General features: G+C 59.0%; 15 protein-coding genes and 1 other annotated feature. Of the genes, 14 read left to right on the top strand and 1 reads right to left on the bottom strand.

The genetic code is table 11. The features are described 5' to 3' along the window. Positions 1–69 precede the first annotated feature (69 nt). Entirely contained in the window at positions 70–435 is a 366-nt protein-coding gene (locus tag CA948_RS05290) for an SH3 domain-containing protein (protein WP_108727511.1), read from the bottom strand. Between the two features lie 175 nt (positions 436–610). Here CA948_RS05290 and CA948_RS05285 point away from each other — a divergent pair, with 175 nt between their 5' ends. From CA948_RS05285 to CA948_RS05220, 14 genes are all read left to right on the top strand, one after another. Beyond that, complete coding sequence (locus tag CA948_RS05285; protein WP_108727510.1) at positions 611–1,735, top strand: site-specific integrase; 1,125 nt, start codon at positions 611–613, stop codon at positions 1,733–1,735. A gap of 79 nt (positions 1,736–1,814) precedes the next feature. After that, positions 1,815–2,276, top strand: a complete 462-nt coding sequence (locus CA948_RS05280; protein ID WP_162496891.1) for a GNAT family N-acetyltransferase — start codon at positions 1,815–1,817, stop codon at positions 2,274–2,276. A gap of 190 nt (positions 2,277–2,466) precedes the next feature. Next, complete coding sequence (locus tag CA948_RS05275; RefSeq protein ID WP_094196783.1) at positions 2,467–3,228, top strand: glucose 1-dehydrogenase; 762 nt, start codon at positions 2,467–2,469, stop codon at positions 3,226–3,228. Between the two features lie 389 nt (positions 3,229–3,617). Beyond that, positions 3,618–3,734, top strand: a sequence feature (AL1L pseudoknot). Positions 3,735–3,932: 198 nt separating this feature from the next. Then, positions 3,933–5,360, top strand: a complete 1,428-nt coding sequence (locus CA948_RS05270) for a TssA family type VI secretion system protein (RefSeq protein WP_108727509.1) — start codon at positions 3,933–3,935, stop codon at positions 5,358–5,360. Between the two features lie 38 nt (positions 5,361–5,398). After that, positions 5,399–5,902, top strand: a complete 504-nt coding sequence (gene tssB, locus CA948_RS05265) for a type VI secretion system contractile sheath small subunit (protein WP_003799817.1) — start codon at positions 5,399–5,401, stop codon at positions 5,900–5,902. A 2-nt stretch (positions 5,903–5,904) separates the two neighbouring features. Then, positions 5,905–7,392 (top strand): type VI secretion system contractile sheath large subunit, encoded by a 1,488-nt coding sequence (tssC, locus tag CA948_RS05260; RefSeq protein ID WP_094196781.1) that lies wholly within the window; start codon positions 5,905–5,907, stop codon positions 7,390–7,392. 143 nt (positions 7,393–7,535) lie between these two features. Further along, entirely contained in the window at positions 7,536–8,021 is a 486-nt protein-coding gene (locus CA948_RS05255) for an Hcp family type VI secretion system effector (RefSeq protein ID WP_003799821.1), read from the top strand. Between the two features lie 12 nt (positions 8,022–8,033). Next, positions 8,034–8,453: a type VI secretion system baseplate subunit TssE gene (tssE, locus tag CA948_RS05250; protein WP_003799822.1), complete on the top strand. Its 420-nt coding sequence runs from the start codon at positions 8,034–8,036 to the stop codon at positions 8,451–8,453. Between the two features lie 40 nt (positions 8,454–8,493). Beyond that, the gene (tssF, locus tag CA948_RS05245) at positions 8,494–10,212 is read left to right on the top strand and encodes a type VI secretion system baseplate subunit TssF (RefSeq protein ID WP_094196780.1); all 1,719 of its coding nucleotides are present in this window, start codon (positions 8,494–8,496) and stop codon (positions 10,210–10,212) included. Continuing rightward, positions 10,176–11,204, top strand: coding sequence for a type VI secretion system baseplate subunit TssG (gene tssG / locus CA948_RS05240; protein ID WP_094196779.1), 1,029 nt, complete (start codon positions 10,176–10,178; stop codon positions 11,202–11,204). Before tssF ends, tssG begins: the two co-directional genes overlap by 37 nt. Beyond that, complete coding sequence (gene tssH / locus CA948_RS05235; RefSeq protein ID WP_094198354.1) at positions 11,191–13,872, top strand: type VI secretion system ATPase TssH; 2,682 nt, start codon at positions 11,191–11,193, stop codon at positions 13,870–13,872. The genes tssG and tssH overlap by 14 nt, the downstream gene beginning before the upstream one ends. Before the next feature lie 3 nt (positions 13,873–13,875). Beyond that, positions 13,876–16,761: a type VI secretion system tip protein TssI/VgrG gene (gene tssI / locus CA948_RS05230; RefSeq protein ID WP_059317612.1), complete on the top strand. Its 2,886-nt coding sequence runs from the start codon at positions 13,876–13,878 to the stop codon at positions 16,759–16,761. A 13-nt stretch (positions 16,762–16,774) separates the two neighbouring features. Beyond that, positions 16,775–19,276: a DUF2169 family type VI secretion system accessory protein gene (locus CA948_RS05225; protein ID WP_108727508.1), complete on the top strand. Its 2,502-nt coding sequence runs from the start codon at positions 16,775–16,777 to the stop codon at positions 19,274–19,276. After that, positions 19,273–20,229, top strand: coding sequence for a pentapeptide repeat-containing protein (locus CA948_RS05220; protein ID WP_094196776.1), 957 nt, complete (start codon positions 19,273–19,275; stop codon positions 20,227–20,229). Before CA948_RS05225 ends, CA948_RS05220 begins: the two co-directional genes overlap by 4 nt. The last annotated feature ends 5 nt before the right edge of the window (positions 20,230–20,234 follow it).

The raw sequence follows: 20,234 nt of genomic DNA, 5'->3' as shown, positions 1-20,234 counted from the left end.
CCTTGTGATTGAGGCAGATGGCTTATCGGGCGTCAGGGCCGTTGTTGCGGCCAGCCGTGCTGCAAGAGATCAGTTGTCAGCAGGTAGGGGGGAGAGGTGGCTAATAGGTACCCAGCCCAGAGCGCCATCCTGGGGGCGCAGGCACCAGCACCAGCCATTCAGGATTTTTTCTCCTTGAACAAGGTCACCCTCATCCACATTCATTTCCAGCGCGCTGTAGTCTTGCCGTGCACGGCCTGCTCCAGCGTCGGCTAGGCGCTCAATAATTTGTTCAGGCACCCATCCCCCGGCGTGTTCATCGGTAGAGCAGTAAATCCAGTTATCCCAGTTTTCCGGGCCTTGATACCGTTCTCCGACCTTCAGAAAATCGCCCTGTTTCAGGACCAAGGGGTTCGGATATTCAGAGCGATGGGGGGTGGTGGCCAAGTATTGCATCGTGGCGTAGTTCGTAAAGTTTGTCAGGACCCTGTATTATGCTGTATATACGTACAGTTTTTTTGCTGCGCGTTCTACCGTTTCTCTTGTTTCGCTTTAGGGTTCTTGGACCTCTTGTCATTCCCTTGTCGCTGATAGACAATAAAATGCAATTAACGGAAATAACGAGTACCCGATGAAAAAACGGTCTACACGAGAAGAGGGGCAGATTGACCTGCCCATTTTGGGCTTGCAGGCCGCAGACATCTCGGCGGAAGCCTTGTTTGATACTTGGTTGCAACATCAACGCCCACCCATGGCGCCCAGTACCCAGCGGGTTTATCGCACCTTGTGGCGGCGCTTCTTGCATGCCTTGCAAGATCACAAAAAACAGTACACCCAGATCAAACCCGTGGATATCCGGGACTTTTTGAGCAATCTGGACGATGTGCGCCGACCACAACGCGAGCGCTATCAACAAGTCATCGCCCGCGCTTACGAAGAGCTCTGCCGCCAGGACGGCCGCTCGGAAAACCCAGCCCTAGCCCCTGCTATTAATGACCCCTTCAAGGAAAGCTGGCGCCAAGCTCCCGACAACCAGGCCACCCAATTTCTCTCTGTCGATCAATGCGTTGCCACCATCAAGGCCTTGCGTACCCGACTGCGAGTTTTGGAGTTGGCCAGCGATATGACCATCGCCGCCCGTTGGCGTGAATATCGGGATATGACGATTGTGGCCGTGATGCTGGGTACCGGCTTGCGCCCGGTCGAGTTAGGGCAGTTGCACCCTTGCGCGATAGGCGCTGTTCGACGCGCTGCAGAACCCGCAGAAACAAATGACGTTGATGACGAGCAAACTGCCCTTTGGCGGGCTGGCACTATCTTGCTCAAGCTTACAGGCGCGGCAAAGCGCGATGTGTTTGTGCCCGTCTGGTGCGAAGGCATTTTACGCAGTTGGTTAATCTTTAGCGCAGCCCAAGACGCTTCAGTCTGGACGAAAGACAGCCGTGTCTTTCCGGGCAGTCGCCAGATCAGTGTCGCTCGTCCTCAGGCACAGATGAATCCCGCGACGCTCGCCCGTATTGTCAGTAAATGGGGTATCAAGCAGATGGATCTGTTAATGACGCCACAACGGCTGCGCAATACCTTTGCCGCGGGTTTGATCGAACGCGGTTTCTCTCTCCCTGAAATCGAGCAAATCATGGGCTACGCCCTCGGTGCTGCCAGTGCCTGGCGTTTGCAAGCTTCCTGGTTGGCGTGGCTGGATGCGCAGAAGGTTCCTGACAATCCTGTCACGACAGAGAATATGCAGTCAGAATGAAGGGCTAGCTACAGATTAGGCAGCTCCAGCAGGCATAATTCCACGTCTGTTTTGTCTATTTTTTGATAAGGAGTGTGAGTTGACGTCTACACCTGTTTTTCGTCCTGCGGTAGAAGCAGATCTGGAAGCGATTGTGGCCATGTTGGCTGACGATATTCTGGGTCAACAGCGTGAAAATACCAGTCTGCCCCTGGCTCAATCCTATCTGGAGGCCTTTGCTGCGATAGAAGCGGATCCTAACCAGTATTTAGCCGTTGTAGAGCTCAATGGTGCTGTTGTGGGGACCCTGCAGATCACCTATATGCCTGGCCTGTCCCACCAAGGTGCCTGGCGCGGGGAAATCGAATCCGTCCGTATCGCCAGCTCGGCCCGTGGCTCGGGATTGGGGCGTTTGATGATTCAGTGGGCGGTCGAACAATGCCGTCAACGCCAATGTCGCATTGTTCAATTGACCTCGGATAGGGCACGAACCGACGCCCATCGGTTTTATGAGCAGTTAGGCTTTACGGCTAGCCATAAGGGTTTCAAGCTGACTTTGTAAGCTTATTTTTCTAAAAAACCTATGCGCGGTACGAACAATAACGATAAAAACCGCATAGGAAAGCGTCGTCTTGAACGACGAATTCATGAAGAGGTACTTATAAGAAGCACAAATAAGCGCAGAGTACGCTTGGCCCGAGCCCGGTTTTTCGCCTTATGATGCCTTGAAACGGTACGTTGGAGAGAGACAAATGGGCTTGGCATCAGATTATCCAGTCATAGTGGTTACCGGTGGGAGCCGTGGCATAGGTGCAGCGACCGCGCGCCTGGCCGCCGTGCAGGGCTATAACGTCATTCTTAGCTATGCTGAAAGCGAATCTGCTGCCTTGGCAGTGGTCGCTGAAATAGAGGCGGCAGGTCGCCACGCTTTTGCTGTCCAGGCGGATTGTGCAGATCCCAAGCAGATAACTGGGCTCTTTGAACAAGTTGACCAGAGATTTGGACGGATTGACGTGTTGGTGAATAACGCAGGTGTGCTGTTTCAGCAATCCCGTCTGGAGAATGTCGGGTTCGAGCGTATGCAACGCACTTTTGCCGTCAACACGCTTGGCCCCATGCTTTGTAGCCAACAGGCGGTTAAACGTATGGCTTATTGCCATGGTGGGCAGGGAGGCTCCATTGTTAATGTCTCGTCAATAGCGGCCAAGCTTGGCAGTCCGAATGAATATGTGGATTACGCTGCGTCAAAGGGAGCATTGGAGACTTTCACAACGGGCTTTGCTAAAGAGGTTGCCCGAGAAGGGATTCGTGTCAATTGCGTTCGGCCAGGACATATTTATACCGAGATGCACGCCAGCGGTGGTGAGCCGGACCGTGTGGATCGCTTAAAGGACAGCATTCCAATGGGACGAGGGGGACAAGCAGAAGAGGTGGCACGTGCAATTTTATGGCTGGCTAGCTCCGAGGCGTCCTTTGTCACGGGAGCATTTCTGGACACGACAGGCGGCAAGTAGCCCATAGGATCGGAGCCATGCACCTCAGCGGGAAATTGCGTGATGCTCACTGGCATGGGCAAGGTCATATCCGCTTTGACGTGATGTCTAGTCAACGGGGCTCCCTGTGCCACCTCCCAGCTCAATCCATTCAATAAGCGAGCCATGTTTTTTGGAGTATATGGATCGGCCATGATGAAGATGCGGCGGGCAGGAAAAACGGACATCGAATGATGGCAATGATTCTCAATACATTTCTGACCGAACTAATCCAAATTTATTATTAAAAATTGCATAGTTTGGTTTTTTGCCTTGAAGTGCGCGAGCGTGCTGCGCACCTGCTGCGGGAGCACGAGAATCGAGAGCGATCCAAAGCGATCCAAAGCGAACGAGACTCTGAGTCTGGGGAGCACTTTTTTCGTCTGGGCGGTGCCCGATCACCAACTGAAGTAATCCGGCAGTGTATTGATAGGCACCGAGACGCATAAGGAGTTGGGCCGCTGTGTCAGCGTTTGCAGATTGTTCCGTCCGGCTATCGCTGATCGCTTGACTTACACCGATGGACACAAGCTAGCGTTTATAGAGTGTTTATTCCGCCGTACTACATGCTAGATAAGTACCAAGAAGCCTTTAACGATCTTTAAACGTGTCATTTCTATACTTCGTGCATCAATAGTAGGTCGCCTTTTTTTGACAGGTGACTGGAGTCTGGGGGACACGGAGTAATGTTGGACAGCCAGCTAGGTGTACGAGCAATCAGCCAATCACAGCCTCATGGGCAGATGCCTCGTGATAGTGAGACATTTGCGTCGCTTCAGCTTGAAGTTGGCAAACGTGTGGACATGCATGCTGCCACACCCCTGGACTGGTCGCTGGTCGCCTCTCTGGCAACTCAGGTACTGGATAAAGAAGGCAAGGATCTGAGTGCCGGGGTGTGGTTGTGCGCAGCCTGGTTGCATGAGTACGGTACGCGTGGTCTGGCTGCTGGACTACAGGTGATACGCGATCTGCATACGGTGTATTGGGACGCCATGAGTCCGGCTGCAGCACGCATTCGTGGCCGGCGCAATCAAGTGCAATGGCTGCTGGACGAATGTGACGCGGTATTGTCCGAGCCCGATTGGGACGCAGAGGGACTGGATTCGCAGCAACGCGACGAGGTTCTTGCCCTGTGTGATGAGCTGGATGCGTTCTGGCAGGCTAAAGACGATGAACCGCCGGCGTGGTGGCGTTTAGGCAAGCGTCTGGGAGAGTTGTTGCCGACCGCCCAGAGCGAGGCACCTGTTACACAGACTTCGTCTGAAACGCGTGTTCCTGATTTCCCGCTTTCTGAACCGGCGCAGGACGAATCTGCGGTAGCGACCCAGACGGCCGCCCCGGTACTTGCAGCCAAAGAAGTCGCTCAGCCTGTGCGCTCTGAGGTGGGGTCTGACTCCGCGAGTGACAAGACCCTTGTCATCGCTGCTGCAACACTAAGCGACGTGGTCGCGGCCGAGCGCTATGTAGAGCAAAGCGTCGCGACGATCCAGGAGTCTTTGCTGACTCTGGACGATGCACTGTTGGCCACGGCCTGGCTGCTGCGCTTGAACCGACAAAGCGCCTGGCTGTTTCTGGATACCTTGCCGCATGCCCAGGAAGGGGTGACGCGCGTTGCTCCGCCGCCTGTCGCGGACTTGGCAGTGCTGGAGCGCCTGAGCGAAGCCCAGGACCCGGCGGCGATCTTGCGCTTTGCAGAGTCGCGCCTGGGACGCATGCGTTTCTGGCTGGATTTGAATCGCCTGTCCTATCAGGCGGCGCAGGCTTTGCCTCAGGGGCAGGCCGGTGCGCAAACGATTCTGATCGAAACGCAAGCGATCTTGCAGCGTTTGCCTGGGCTGGAGCGCTTGGCTTTTAGCGATGGGCGTCCCTTTGCCGATGAGCAGACGCGTGCCTGGCTGACCGCGTCCGGGACGCGGGTGACTGAGCCTACGCCTGCCGCTGGCCGTGCCGAACCGCCTAAAGAGACGGCGCTGGACGGTGAGGGATTGGATGTGTTTGGCCTGACCTCTCTGGTCATGGCGGCTGGAGCCGAGGCCGAAGCTGCGCGACGCTTGTTGGATGGAGCGTTGGCGCGGTTAAAGACGGGTGGCGAGCAACTGATGCGCGCCCGATGAAAGAACAGACCCCGATTTTCTAAACAGGAGAAACCGACATGGCTGCTGATGGTTCCGTCGCCCCCAAAGAGCGCGTCAATATTGTGTACAAACCCGCCACGGGTGATGCCCAGGAGCAGGTGGAGCTGCCGTTTCGCCAGTTAGTGCTGGGCGACTTTACCTTGCGCGAAGACAGTACGCCCCTGGATGCGCGTACGCCGGTCAGCGTGGACAAGGATACGTTCAACGACGTGCTCAAGGCCCAGAATCTGTCGCTGACCTTGCTGGTGCAGGACAAGCTCAATGAGCAGGCCGGTCCGGACGATCAACTGACTGTGGACCTGCGGTTTGAGTCCATGCGCGACTTTCAGCCCGACGCGCTGGTCGATCAGGTGCCCGAACTGCGCCAGTTGATTGCCTTGCGCGACGCACTCAAGGCATTGAAAGGGCCACTGGGCAATCTGCCTGATTTTCGCAAGCGTCTGCAGGGACTGGTACAGGACGAAGGCACGCGTCAGCGTCTGCTGGCTGAGTTGGGCGTACAGGACAAGCAAGGGGAATAAACATGACTGCAACCACACCGGAACAGCAGGCTCAGACTGCGCAAGGCGCCCAGGAAGGCGGCTCGCTGCTCGATGAGCTGATTGAATCGACTCGCCTGCGTCCTGATGATGAGGCCTACGCCATTACCCGTCAGGGGCTGGAAGCCTTTGTGGCCGAGCTGCTTGAGCCGGGTCGCCAAAGCGAGAAGATCAGCCAGGGCTTGATCGATGAGATGATCGCCAATCTGGATCGCAAACTGTGTCGTCAGGTAGACCAGATTTTGCACCATGTCGATTTCCAACGCTTGGAGTCGGCCTGGGCAGGGCTGAAATTCCTGGTCGATCGCACGGATTTTCGTGAGAACAACAAGCTGGCCATTCTGAATGTGTCCAAGCAGGCGCTGCTGGAAGACTTTGAGGATGCCACCGACATTACCCGCTCGGGCTTGTATACCGCTGTCTACACGGCGGAGTTTGGGCAGTTCGGTGGTCAGCCCTTTGGCTCCATCATCGGCAATTACGAGTTTGGTCCCGGCACCCAGGACATCAAGCTACTGCAGTCCTTGGCCAGTGTGTCGGCCATGGCGCACGCGCCGTTTATCGCCTCGGCAGGGCCGCAGTTTTTTGGCGTAGACAATTACTCGGCGCTGCCCAATCTGAAAGATCTGAGTGCAGTCTTTGAAGGCCCGCAATTTACCAAGTGGAATTCATTTCGCCAGTCCGATGACGCCCGCTTCGTGGGCCTGACCTTGCCGCATTTTCTGCTGCGCGTGCCTTATGGGGAGGACACGGTACCGGCCAAGACCTTCAATTACAACGAAGACGTGTCGGGTGGCAATCAGAACTTTCTGTGGGGTAATGCGGCCTTTGCGTTTGCAGACCGATTGGCCGACAGCTTTGCACGTTATCGCTGGTGCGCCAACATCATCGGGCCGCAAGGCGGCGGTGCGGTCGAGGACCTGCCTATTTACAACTACGAGGCCATGGGCGAGACCCAGACCAAGATCCCGACCGAAGTGCTGATCTCCGAACGACGCGAATTCGAGTTGGCCGAACAAGGCTTTATCGCCCTGACGATGCGCAAGAACACGGACAATGCAGCCTTCTTTTCGGCTAATTCCTCGCAAAAGCCCAAGTTCTTTGGCAACAACAAAGAAGGCAAGGTGGCCGAGACCAACTACAAGCTGGGCACGCAACTGCCTTACATCTATGTGGTGAGCCGTCTGGCGCACTACATCAAGGTGATCCAGCGCGAGAACATCGGCACCTGGAAAGAGCGCAATGACCTGGAAGCCGAATTGAACGAGTGGATTCGTCAGTACGTGGCCGATATGGATAACCCGAGCGCGGGTGTGCGCAGCCGTCGGCCTTTGCGACAGGCCGAGGTGACCGTTTCGGATGTGGAAGGCGATCCAGGCTGGTACCGCGTGGGCTTGAAAGTGCGTCCGCACTTCAAGTACATGGGCGCATCGTTCACCTTGTCGCTGGTGGGCAAGCTGGACAAAAACTGAGTTTGAGGGCGGGCGATCCTGTGTCAGCAGGATCGCCGCCTTGAGGCACCGGCGCGACGCCAGCCAGACGTCGTGGTGTACCCGGTATTGGCAACGACTGCTTAAGTCATCACACAGTCAGTTAACAACAGGAGTAATTTACCATGCCTATGCCATGCTATCTCACGCTTGAAGGCGAAACCCAGGGCAAGATCGAAGGGTCCTGCGAAGTTCAGGGTCACAGCGGCAAGATTCTGATCCAGGCCGTCGATCATCGCATTGAACTGCCCAAGAGCCCCCAGACGGGCCTGCCCTCGGGCAAGCGCCAGCACTTGGGTATTACCTTGACCAAGGAAATCGACAAGTCCTCGCCCAAGATCTTCCAGGCACAGTGCTCGGGCGAACAACTGAGCAAAGTCGAGCTGGAGTTTTACCGTATTAGCCCTAAGGGCACGGAAGAAAAGTACTACACGATTCGCCTGGAAAAGGCCGTCGTCACCAGCTCGCGCACTTGGGTTCCTAACTGCCTGGCTCCCGAGAACCGCCAGTTCGGCCACATGGAAGACATCGCCCTGACCTACGAAAAAATCGTCTGGACCTGGGAACCGGACGGTATCGAGGCCGAAGACTCCTGGCTCACACCAAAGTAATAGGGAAAAGGGATGCGCGAGTTGCGTCTGCTGGAGCGCATTGCTGCGCTGGAGACGGGGCAGATCCAGACCCAGGCCACGCGTGCCCAGGTGCTGGTGGTCTCGATACGCGAGCATCTGCAGCGCATCCTTAATACCCGGCGCGGCAGCGTGCCACTGGACCCGGAGTTCGGGGTGCCGGATTTCACCAATCTGGCTGGCTCCTTTAGCAGCGGGTCCACGCGCGAGATCATCGACAGCATTACCCGCATGATCGAACGCTACGAGCCGCGCCTGAAAGCGCCCAAAGTGCAGGTCAGCGAGCAGGGCAGTGAGGTGCTGTCCTTGAGCTTTTCGCTCGAAGGCCTGGTGCAGGTAGACGACCACGAGCTGCCGATACGGCTGGCTACGTCAATCTCCTCGTCTGGTCGGGTGTCTTTGCAAGCGCAATGACAGACGTGTTAGCTGTTGCGTGTGCTCCAGGGAAATGGGAATGTTGAATCGATACTACGAACAGGAACTGCATAATCTGCGTTCCTTGGCGGCCGAATTTGGGCGTCGCAATCCCGCTCTGGCTCCCTTGCTGGGCAGTGCGGCCGCGGTCGATGCGGATGTAGAGCGTCTGCTCGAAGGCGTGGCCTTCATGACGGGGCTTGTGCGCCAGCGTCTGGACGACGATTTTCCTGAGTTTGTGCAAAGTCTGGCGCAACTGATGTTTCCGCAGTTCCTGCGGCCGGTGCCCTGCATGACCATCATGCAGTACAGTCCGCGCAGCGTGACCGGTGAAACCTTGCAGGTGCCGGTCGGTACGACTTTTTCTTCTTCCGGCGAGCGCGGTGAGCGCGCGGTATTCAATGCGATTTATCCGGTCGCTGTTGAGCCTTTGCGGCTGGAACACGCCTATTGGGATGCAGGCCAGCGCGCCAGTCAGGTGCCGGCGCTGGTGCTGGAACTGGCTCTGACAGGCTTGGATGCCGCTCAATGGGAAGGGAACTCGTTACGGTTGTGGCTGGGCGGCAGCGAGACGGTGGCCAGCGGATTGTTCCGAATTCTTATGCGTGACACGCGCGCCATCTATGTCGGCTCGCCCCAAGGCAGCATGGTACGGCTGGAGCCGGCGTGTCTGCGTCCGTTTGGCTTTGACCCCGCCTATCCTTTATTACCCTGGCCGGCAGGTGCGCATCCGGCCTGGCGCATTTTGCATGAATATTTTGCCCTGCCCGAAAAGCTGCGCTTTCTGGAGCTAAAGGGACTGGAGCGCTGGCGTGCCCGTCAGGGGACGCGATTGGTGCTGCGTTTTGAATTTGACCGTCTGCCCGACTGGGCTCCTGAGGTCAGTGTGGACAATTTTGTCTTGCATGCGAGCCCGGCCGTCAACTTGTATCCCCTGGATGGCCAGCCCTTGTACGTGGATCACCGGCAGCCGGAATATCGTATTCGGCCAGTCACGGGGCGTCAGGGAGCTCAGATTTACAGTGTGGACCGGGTGGACCTGCGCAGTGCGGATGGGCTGGAACAAGGCTATCAGCCGGCCAGCGACTGTGTGCCGGGCGCCCAGTCCTATCACATTCGCGTACGTGCCTCAGCACTGGGATCGGGTTGTGAGCATTATTTAAGCTTGCCAGGCGCTGGGCTGGCGCAAGACGGTGAGCAGGTCCTGTCCTTGCGCCTGAGCTGTACCGACGGCAGCGGGCCGGATGATCTGCGCCTGGGCGAGATTTGCGAGGCGACCGACCGGTCGCCGGTGCGGGTGACTTTTTCTAACATTACCGGGGTCACCTCCTATCGCGAACCCTATCTGGCGCAGGATTTGCTCTGGCGCGTGCTCTCGCACATGCAGGCCAATCAGATGGCGCTGTCCAGCGCCGAGAGTCTGCGCAAATTGCTGTTGCTGTATCTGCCCGAGCAACGCGGGGAGTCCGGGCAGCGAGCCGCCGGATTGCGCCAGATCGAATCTATTCAGCAGGTGCAGGTGCAAAGCCAGCGGCGCATGGTGCGCGGCATGCCTGTCCAGGGCAGTACGGTTCGCATCGAGTGCGCAGGAGATCATTTCTCAGGTCCCGGCAGCCTGTATCTGTTCGGTTCTGTCTTGAACGAATTTTTGTCCGGCTGCGCGACGATGAATACCTTCATCGCCTTGACGTTGCATGACACGGTCCATGGGGAGACGCTGCAATGGCCAGCGCAGATCGGTCAGCAACGCCTGTTGTAGAGGCTGGGCTGCTGCAGGATTTGCAGACCCAGGCCCCTCAATACAGCTTCTTCCAGGCGGCGCGTTTGCTGCGCCAGCATCTGGGCGACGATGCGGCCTTGCGCGAGCGCCTGCGTATTCGGCCGGCACTGACATTGGCATTCCCCGAGTCGGATCTGGCCAAGGTCGAACGCGGTGTCGATGGACGTTTTCATATTGAGGCCAATTTCTTTGGTTTGTATGGGGTGACCTCGCCGCTGCCCACGTTCTATACCGAGGATCTGATTCAAGAAGCGATGCAGGGGTATTCGGCCCGCCGCGATTTTATCGACATTGTGCATGCGGCTCTGTACCCGCTGCTGTATCAGGCCTGGGAAAAGTATCGCATCTGGCTGGCTGTACATGAGCGTCGTGATGGCCAGCGCCTGCGCCAGCTATATGCCCTGGTAGGGCTGCGTGAGGCGCCTGAACGCCAGGATGATGCGCAGGCGCTGCTGCCTTTTGCCGGCAATCTGGGCATGAAGTCACGTTCCGCCTTGGGTTTGCAAAGCCTGTTGGCAGGTTTGTTGGGGGGCTTGCCGGTGCGGGTCCACCCCTGTGCACCGCGCTTTGTCCGCATTGCCCCGGTCTATCGCAGCCGCTTAGGCGGACAGGCCTGTAGTTTGGGTGAGGACAGTGTGCTGGGCGAACAGGTGCTCGATTGCGCCGGCAATGCCGATATCGAAATTGGCCCTTTGCAGGCCGAGTTGTTTCACGACTTATTGCCGGGTGCGCCCTTGTTTGATCGGGTCAGCCGCACCGTGGCCTGGTATTTACAGGCTCCGCTGCAGTGTGAGCTGCAGTTGTGGCTGGAGCCGCAGCAGCGCCAGGGGGCCTGTCTGGGCCGGGGTTGGCAGCGGCTGGGATGCAATACATGGCTGGGCCAAGGCCGTAGCCGCGTACTGGCCGAGCGGCCGGTGCGTTTCGGCTTGAATCTTTTTACTGCGGAGAACGATGATCATGATGCTCGTTGACTTAAAGCCTTTGTTTGCCAGGCTCAATCCCTTGTGCACAGCGGCCGTGGAGTCTGCCGCAGGCCTGACCCTGGCACGGGGGCATTATGAAATCAGCATTGAGCACCTGTTGCATCGCCTGCTGAGCGAGACGGGCAGCGATCTGGCTCACATTCTGGCCCAGAGCCAGATTGATAGCCTGCGACTGGCCGCCCAATTGGAGGATGCACTGGCACGCTTCAAAAGCGGCAATCCGGGGCGCCCGGTGTTCTCGCCCATGCTGACGGAGTGCTTGCAAGATAGCTGGCTGGTCGCCTCGGTCAATCTGGGGGCCCGCCATGTGCGTAGTGGTGCCGTGTTGCTGGCCTTGTTGATGCGGCTGGGTTATTACGCCGCAGGTACACCGTGGGGCGAGAGTTTGCGTGCCCTCTCCAGTGAGCAATTGCACAAGCAGTTTGCCGCCTGGACTGGGGCGTCGGCTGAGCAGGCTTACGAGCCGCTCGACGCGTCCAAGGGGGCACCGCCCACGGCGACCTCGGCCGCTGATAGCGCACTGGCGCGGTTTTGCGAAGATTACACCGCCAAGGCGGCGCGCGGTGAGATAGATCCGGTATTCGGGCGTGACGATGAGATCCGCCAGATGATCGACATTCTGGCGCGTCGTCGCAAGAACAACCCCATTTGCGTGGGTGAGCCCGGCGTGGGCAAGACAGCGGTGGTCGAGGGGCTGGCCTTGCGCATCGAGCAAGGCGATGTGCCGGAGTTTTTACGCGGTACCCGCTTGCTGGGCCTGGACCTGGGGCTGCTGGAGGCCGGGGCGAGCGTCAAGGGGGAGTTTGAGCAACGGCTACGTGGTGTGATTGATGCCATCAAGGCCTCACCGCAGCCCATTATCTTGTTTGTCGACGAGGCGCATATGCTGATTGGCGCCGGTGGCGCCAGCGGTGGCAGCGATGCCGCCAATCTGCTCAAACCGGCCTTGGCGCGTGGTGAGCTGCGCACCATTGCCGCGACCACCTGGGCCGAGTACAAGAAGTATTTCGAGCGCGATCCGGCCCTGACGCGACGGTTTCAATTGATTCGACTGGACGAGCCTGACAGTGCCACGGCGGTGCAGATACTGCGTGGGCTCAAGAGCCGCTACGAGGCGGTGCATGGTGTGAGCGTGCGCGACGATGCCTTGCAGGCTGCAGCCACCTTGTCGGAGCGCTACATCACGGGTCGACAGTTGCCGGACAAGGCTGTGGATTTATTGGATACGGCAGCAGCCCGCGTGCGTATCAGTCTAGGAGTCAAGCCTGCCGGGGTGGAGCGGATAGAACGTCGTCTGGCGGGTTTGGCCCGCGAGCGTGAGGCCCTGGAACGCGATCAGGCGCACGGTCATCGTATCGAGGCGGCGCGTCTTGAGCAGATCGATGCACACGTGCAGCAGGACCAACAGGATCTGGATGCGTTGGTCGAACGCTGGCAGGCCGAACGGGCAGCTGCCGAGCAGGTCCTGGATTTGCGGCAGCGTCTGGCCCGCTTGCAGGCAGACCCCGATAAGGCCGGACCTGAACACGGTGATGCGGCGGTGGAACCGGACTTGTCGCCCGAGGATTTGACCCAGGCGTTGAGCCAGGCGCGCGAGCAATTGTGCCGCCTGCAGGGCGATGCCCCTCTCTTGTTTACGGAGGTCGGGCCCGATACGGTCGCGCAGGTGGTCTCGGACTGGACCGGCGTGCCACTGGGCAAGATGCAGCGCGATGGGGCCAGTGCCGTGCTGGGACTGGCGGGGCAGTTGTGTCAGCGCATCCGGGGTCAGGATGAGGCCCTCGCGCAGATAGCCCAGGTGCTTAAGGCGGCGCAGTCCGGCTTGCGCGATCCGCGCCAGCCGCTGGGCGTGTTTCTGTTGGTCGGTCCTTCGGGGGTGGGCAAGACAGAAACAGCGCTGGCGGTGGCCGATGAGATGTTCGGCGGTGAGCAGGCGCTGACCACCATCAATATGAGCGAATTTCAGGAAAAACACACTGTCAGCCGGCTGGTCGGCTCACCTCCCGGCTACGTGGGCTATGGCGAAGGCGGCGTGCTGACCGAGGCTGTCAGAAAACGGCCCTACAGTGTGGTGCTGCTGGACGAGGTGGAAAAGGCTCATCTGGATGTGGTCAATCTGTTTTATCAGGTGTTTGACAAAGGCTCGCTGGCCGATGGCGAAGGTCGGCTGATCGACTTTTCCAATACGGTCATTTTCCTGACCAGCAATCTGGCCACCGACATCGTGACGGCCGCCCGGGTCGAGACCCCCCCGCCGCAGACTGATGAACTGGCCGAGCGTATCCGCCCGACACTGTCGCAGCATTTCAAGCCGGCTCTGCTGGCGCGCATGACGGTGGTGCCCTACGGCACGCTGTCGGATGAGGCTTTGGCGCAGATTGTGCAGATAAAACTGGCTCGCATCGTGCAGCGCTTGCAAGTTAGCAATGGGTTGAGTCTGGAATTTACCCCCGCGGTTGCTCAGGCCATTGCGGCGCGTTGTACCGAGGTAGACAGTGGCGCGCGCAATATCGACTTTATTTTGCGCAAGAGCCTGTTGCCGGCGCTGTCTGACCGGGTGTTGGCCTGGATGGCCGACGGTGATGGCTCGACCGCCTTGAGTGTAGATGTGGGCCCGCAGGCATCGCAGCCCTGGGTGATACGGATGGGGAGCTAAGGCATGCTCAATGACTACGATACCGAACAGGCCTTGGCCAGCTTCCGTTGTGGCCTGGCCGATCCTGACCTTTTTCTGGTGACGCGCTGGTCCGGCGAGGAGGCCGTGTCGCGGCCTTATCGTTTCGAGATCGAGCTGGCCTCCGCACGCGACGATATCGATCTGGAAGAACTGCTGGGAGCGCGTGCTACCTTGAGCGTGCTTGATGCGCAGGAGCGTTGGCTGCCCTGGCACGGCATTATTACCGAATTGCGGCAGACGCATCGTGATGATGGCTTTGCCCATTATCGAGCCGTGCTTGAGCCGCAAATGGCGCTGCTGCGCATGTTTCGCCTGTCGCGGGTCTATATGGAAGCCGATGCACAGGCAGGCGGTAAACCTGATCTGGGCACCATCATTCGCATGGTACTGGCGCAGTGCGGCCTGAGCCGGCAAGGCGAGCCAGCCCAGGATGCCGGCGCGCAGTATTGCCTGCGTTTGTCCTCCGACCTGTTGATGGCGACGCGCACTGCGTTTATTTGTCAGTTCGAGGAGAGCAGCCTGGACTTTCTCTCGCGGCGACTGGAGCACGAGGGCGTCTACTACTGGTTCGAACAGGGCGCAGACCATGAAATTCTGGTGTTTGGTCATGAGCGCACGGACCAGCCTCGGCAGGCTGTCCCCCTGTATTGGCGACCGGCCGGTGCCTTGAGCGGTGAACAGAATCGGATTGGGGTTTCGCGTTTCGATCATGCGCTGAGTGTGTCGCCGCGCTCGGTGGTGCTGCGGGATTTCTCGGTTAGCCAGCCTTCATTGAATCTGACCATGAAAGCGGCTATCGACCCGCAGGGGCAGCCGCCACAAGACAGGTTCGATGGCGTGGGAAGTGTGGAGATCTATGGGGCCCACTTCAGCAAGCAGGACGATGGCGAGCGCATGGCGAGCTTGCGTGCCGAAGAAATTGCCTGCCAGCGTAGTCGTTTTCAGGGTGTGGCTTTGGCGCCGGGAGTACGGGCCGGTTATCCCGTGCAGTTGCATGAGCATTTCCGCCACGATTTCAACCAGCGCTACTTTGTGATTGCGCTGCGCCACGAGGGGCGCCAGCCCTTGCCGCGCCAAAGTGGTGCGGCGGGGCATGAGCAGGTTTTTTATCAGGCTTCCTTGACGGTGCTGCCCGAGGTGCGTCAATTTCGCCCGGCGCGCGTCACTCCCAAGCCCCGTGTGGTTGGCTTCTTGAGCGCGATAGTCGTGGCCGAAGGCCAGGGCGAATATGCCCAGATCAACGAGCACGGTTGTTACCGCATACGCTTTTTGTTTGCCCCTGTCGATGCGAATCGCCCCGATGGTGGCAACTCCGCCTGGGTGCGCATGGCCACGCCGTATGCGGGCAGCCAGCATGGCATGAATTTTCCTTTGCTCAAGGGAACGGAGGTGCTGGTGTCGTTTCTGGGCGGCGACCCGGACCGGCCGGTGATTGTTTCGGCCATTCCAAACGAAGAAAATCCTAGCATTCGCAATCAGGATACGGCGACTCAGCCGGGCTTGCGCACGGCCGGTCAGAATGCTCTGGAGTTCGAGGACAGACTGGGCGCCCAGCATACGCGTTTGTCCTCGCCTACGCTGGGGAGCACTTTCCATCTGGGCGCGGACCCGGCCAGCCCCCATCGCTCGGGCGTGCGTCTGAGTACACAGGGGCATATGGGCCTGCTGGGACGCTCGTTCATTCAACAAGTGCCTGGTGTTTACCACCTGGAAGTGGGCAACAAGGGCAATGTTGATACCGATCCCGAACCGCGCGAACGCCTGAAGCAGGCACAGAATCAGGCCATGGCCGACTTTCTGGAAGAGGAGGCCAGCTTGCCGACGGCCACCGCGCCCGTGCAGATGAAAGCCCTGGAGGCCAAACGGGCGCTGTTGGCGCAGATGTTGGCCCAACTGCAAAAGAATGCGCAGGCCACGGCAGGCGGGCAGCCTGATCTGGATGGGGCCTTAAAGCAGTTGCAAGCCCTGCTGGCCAAACTAGATAGCGCTTTGGACAGGCTCGAGCAAGGCAAGTCCGTATCTGAGGAACCCAAAAAAGAAGGGGAGGCAGCGGGCGAGGATACCGGAGACAAGAAGGATACGACGGAGGCAAAGAAGGAAAAAACGTCCAGCGAAAAGTTCAAAGAACTGATGGATGAGATCAATCAATCGGCCAAGAAGGTCAAGGAAGGGACCGATGGCTGGGTTGATCTGTCCTACCTCAAGGCACCGGAAAAGGTGCTGGATATTTCGCTGCTGAATGTCAATCCCATCAAGATATCCACGTCGCTGGGCGCGGAAGTCAGTGCCTCAGCCTCGCTCAAAAGCAGCATTACCGTGGGCTATAGCGTGGGGATCAAGTATAGCGGCTCCAAGGAGCTGGATCTGCGCGACTACACCAAAGTCGAGTTGAGCGATCAGAGCCGCATTACCAAAGGCGATGAGAAGAAGATCATCCTGGGGGCCGAGAAACGGGTGGTGCGCAGTCAAAGCACCAAGGTGGTGGATATGGAGGGCACCTATGGCAAGCAGTCCATTACGGTGGCCAATGCCTACTCGCTGACCAGCCGCACAATCAAGTATGTCGTGGGAACCGGAGGAATCGATACGCTGGTCGCTGGCAATGCCACCGTAACTGGAGCGCCCACGTCTTTGCTGTCCTGGGAAGTCCTGATCTCCAAGATCAAGATCAGCAAGGCTCAGGTCGTGATTAAAGCGGGTAATGCCGGTGTGATTCTGGAATCCATGTCCATGACGGGGCAGCTCAAGGTGAAAGACACGGTGGTTTACATGAAGGCTCCCATGATTGATGTGGCCGGCCAGAACGTACGCATCAATGGCACGGCCTCGGTCAATATCAAGGCCAACGGCATTGTGAAGCTCAATTAGGAACATTGCCCCTATGGATATCGACAAACCCGATGATGTGCTGCTGATGCAGGCCTACCATGCCCAGGCAGGGCAAGCGCGCTGGGTGGTGACCTTGGGCTATGTCTGGCAAGCGGGCGGATGCCTGCCCGAAGCCCAGGCCTGGCCGTGGTTGCTGGCGCATTTTCCGGATGAGGCCTTTGATGCGGGTTTGAAAAAGACACGGGGCAGTTATGGCGTAGCGGGACAGGCCTGGGCGCCCCCTGGGCAGCACACGACGGCCATGGCGGTCCAGGTCCAATTGGGCCACTTGCAAAAAACCCTCCATGTGCATGGCACGCGTCGCTGGCAACACACGCTGGCAGGTTGGCGTGCCAGTGCTGCCGAGCCGTTTCAGTCGCTGCCCTTGACCTTGCGCCAGGCGTATGGTGGCGCAGGCTACAACGAAAACCCATACGGTTGCGGGTGGTTGAAAGACCCGGAGCAGGCGCAGGGTGTCTTGCTGCCTCATACCGAACATCCGGATACGCCGGTGCTTTCGCCGGCTGACCGATGGGGGCCGGCGATATTGACGCGTCTGCCCGCTGGCGCTGGCTCACGCATGCGTTGGGTGGGGACGGTGGATGAACGCTGGGAGAAAGAGCGCTTTCCCTGGCTGCCTGATGATACTGATCCGCGATTGTTCGATGCTTTTCCTCAGGATCAGGTACGGGATGGTTACTGGCAAGGCACGGAGTCCTGGCGTGTGCAGGGGATGCATCCGCAACGACCGGAAGTGTCGGGCCGCCTGCCAGGCCTGCGCCCCCGTTTGCTGCTGCGCAGAAAAGGGAGTGAACGGATTGAGGAGGCGGTCCTTGATCTGGATACGGTGTGGCTGTTTCCTCAAGATGAACGTGTCCTGATGCTGTATCGGGCCAGCATCCCGGTCCAGCGTGCCGATGCGGCCGATGTTGCCGCTGCGGCAGTCTTTACCGAGTACGCGCACGAGCCGGCTGGCAGCCTGCCTGATCTGCAGGCACGTTGGACAGCGCTGCATGCAGCCGCTGGTGCGCAGGGTATGGCGCACGAAACACCGCAGGACAAAGAGATGGAGCCGTTGAGCGACCTGCCGCAGATGGCCGACGCGTCGCAGGCGGACCCGCAGATCCTGGCCCAGTTGCAGGACAGCCTGGAGCAAGGTCGAGCGCAGGGCAATGCCTGGATTGCGGATATGGAAGAACGTCTGGCTCCGTATAGCCCGGTTTCCTTGCCGCGCATTGCGCCTTTGGCCGCTCTGGTTCTGAGCGAAAAGGCCGAGGATAGCGATCCGCTGCAAAGCATCGAACATGCCTTGCAACAGGGACAGGACCAGTTGCTGGCGCAGGTCAAGGACGTGGCCACGCGTCTGGAGCTGGATGAAAAGCCCTTGCTGGCGCTGGCGCAATTACCTCGCGCCCCCTCGACCTCCGGACCGGTGGACATGCTGGCCGAGATACAGGCTGCCAAGGCCGGTTGGGCCGATGTGCCGCCTTCCGCCTTTGATGCCTTGGAGGAGCAAGGGACCAGCCTGCACGCTGAGTTGGCCGAAATGGATCAGCGTCTGGACAGTCTGGCTGCCGAGCTGGCCGTGTTGCAGGCTGGGTTGGCTGCTCAAGGAGCACCGCAGCAGTTTATCGACACGCTGGAGCAATTTCATGCCCACCGACAGGCGGGCCATAGCCTGCGCGGGTGTCATCTGATGGGGCTGGATCTGCGGGGTGTGGAGCTCGACGGGGCCGATCTGAGCGGCGCCGTGTTGGAAGCATGCATTCTGGCGGGCAAAAGGATCGATGCATTGAATCTGACCGGTGCTCGTTTACAGAACTGTGATTTGCAGGGCGTTGTTCTGAGCGCGGCCCGACTGGCTGCTGGGCAATGGGAAAACTGTTCGCTGGAAGGTGGCGGCTTTGCCCAGGCACAGGCCGAGCGCCTGGGAATGACGAGTTGCCGTCTGGCAGGCAGTAATTGGCATGCCGCACAGTTGGATGGCGCTGATCTGTCGCAATGCACGCTGGATCGGGCGTGTTTCTCGCAAGCGGTATTACGGGGCGCCACTTTTTCCGGCGCGCAGGGCCACGATGTGGACTGGGTGGGCGCGCAGATGGCCGATGTGCGCTTGGACAGTGGCTGCATCTTGCGTGAGGCCGATATGCGGTCTGCCGATATGCGGGGGGCCAGTTTGCAGGACAGTGACTTGCGCGGCAGCCGCTTCGACCAGGCTGATCTGAGCGATGCTTTTTTACAGATCTGCGATTTACGCGCTGCGACGGGCTGGCAGGTGCAAGCTGCACGAAGCATTTTCAAAGAAGTGAATTGGACAGGAGCGCGCTGGCCCGGCGCCAATTTTCTGGATGCGGCGTTTGATTACGCCTTGATTGACCAAACCGATTGGCGTGGAGCCAATCTGTATGGAGCGCAACTGGGCAGTGCCACAGTGCGTAGCGTGGACTTGGAAGGGGCGCTGCTAGGCCATTTGCCTGACTGGGCCCGACACACACAAGGAGGTAAATCACGATGAGTTTGAGTGCAGAGCAGTTGCTGGCCCTGATCGAACAGGGCCCAATTCGAGATCTGGATTTGTCCGGCGGTCAATATAGTGGTTTGAAATTCGACGGTTTGCGGGCGGACGGATTGAACCTGCGCGGTGCCGATCTGAGCGCCTGTGATTTATCGGATGCGGTGCTGGTCGACTGCCAGTTCCAGGGGGCGCGCTTGAGCGGGGCCGCACTGAGCCGGGCGCACTTTGAGCGCTGCGATTTCAGCGGCGCGGATTTGAGCGCGGCCTCTTTGGACGATGGCTGGTGGCTGCAGTGCAATTTGAGCCAGGTGCAGGCTAGTCAGGCACTCATGCACGGCGTGACCTGGCAACACTGCGATCTGAGGGGCTTGCGCCTGCCCGAGCAAATCGGGCCGGCCTTATGGATGGATTGTGAGGCGGCTGGCTTGCAGGCGGTGGCCGCGCAGTGGTTTCAGGTTCAGGTGCGTCGCACCAGTCTGGCGCACGCGCATCTGGCACAAGGCCGTTTCGAACAATGTGCGTTTGAGCATTGTGATCTGGAGCGAGCCGACCTGTCGCAGATTGTGGCTCCGTTTCTGTCGCTGGCTTACAGCACGCTGGATGGAGCCTGCCTGGACGGGGCCCGTCTGGAGGGGGCCATATTCAATTATGCACGCTTGCCGCAGGCCAGTGCGCGCGGAGCTCATCTGGCACAGGCCAGACTGGGGCATACGCATGCGCAGGGGCTCTGCCTGTCGGGCGCCTGTCTGGAATATGCCGATGTGAGCTATGCGCGTTTGCAAGGGGCTGATCTGAGCAGCGCGCAGGCCAAAGGCATGCGCGTACACGGAGCCGATCTGCATCAGGTGTGCTGGGATGGCTGTGACAAGCAAGACCTGCAGGGTGACGATATCCCACGCCTGCAGGCCGAGCGCTGGTGTGCCGACGCGCGCTGGACTTTGTCGGCTCTATAAAAAGG

Origin of the sequence: Alcaligenes aquatilis (assembly GCF_003076515.1) — a bacterium.
Lineage (GTDB): Bacteria > Pseudomonadota > Gammaproteobacteria > Burkholderiales > Burkholderiaceae_B > Alcaligenes > Alcaligenes aquatilis.
The sequence above is the reverse complement of the archived record's forward strand: the minus strand, read 5'-3'. Positions and strand labels throughout refer to the sequence as shown.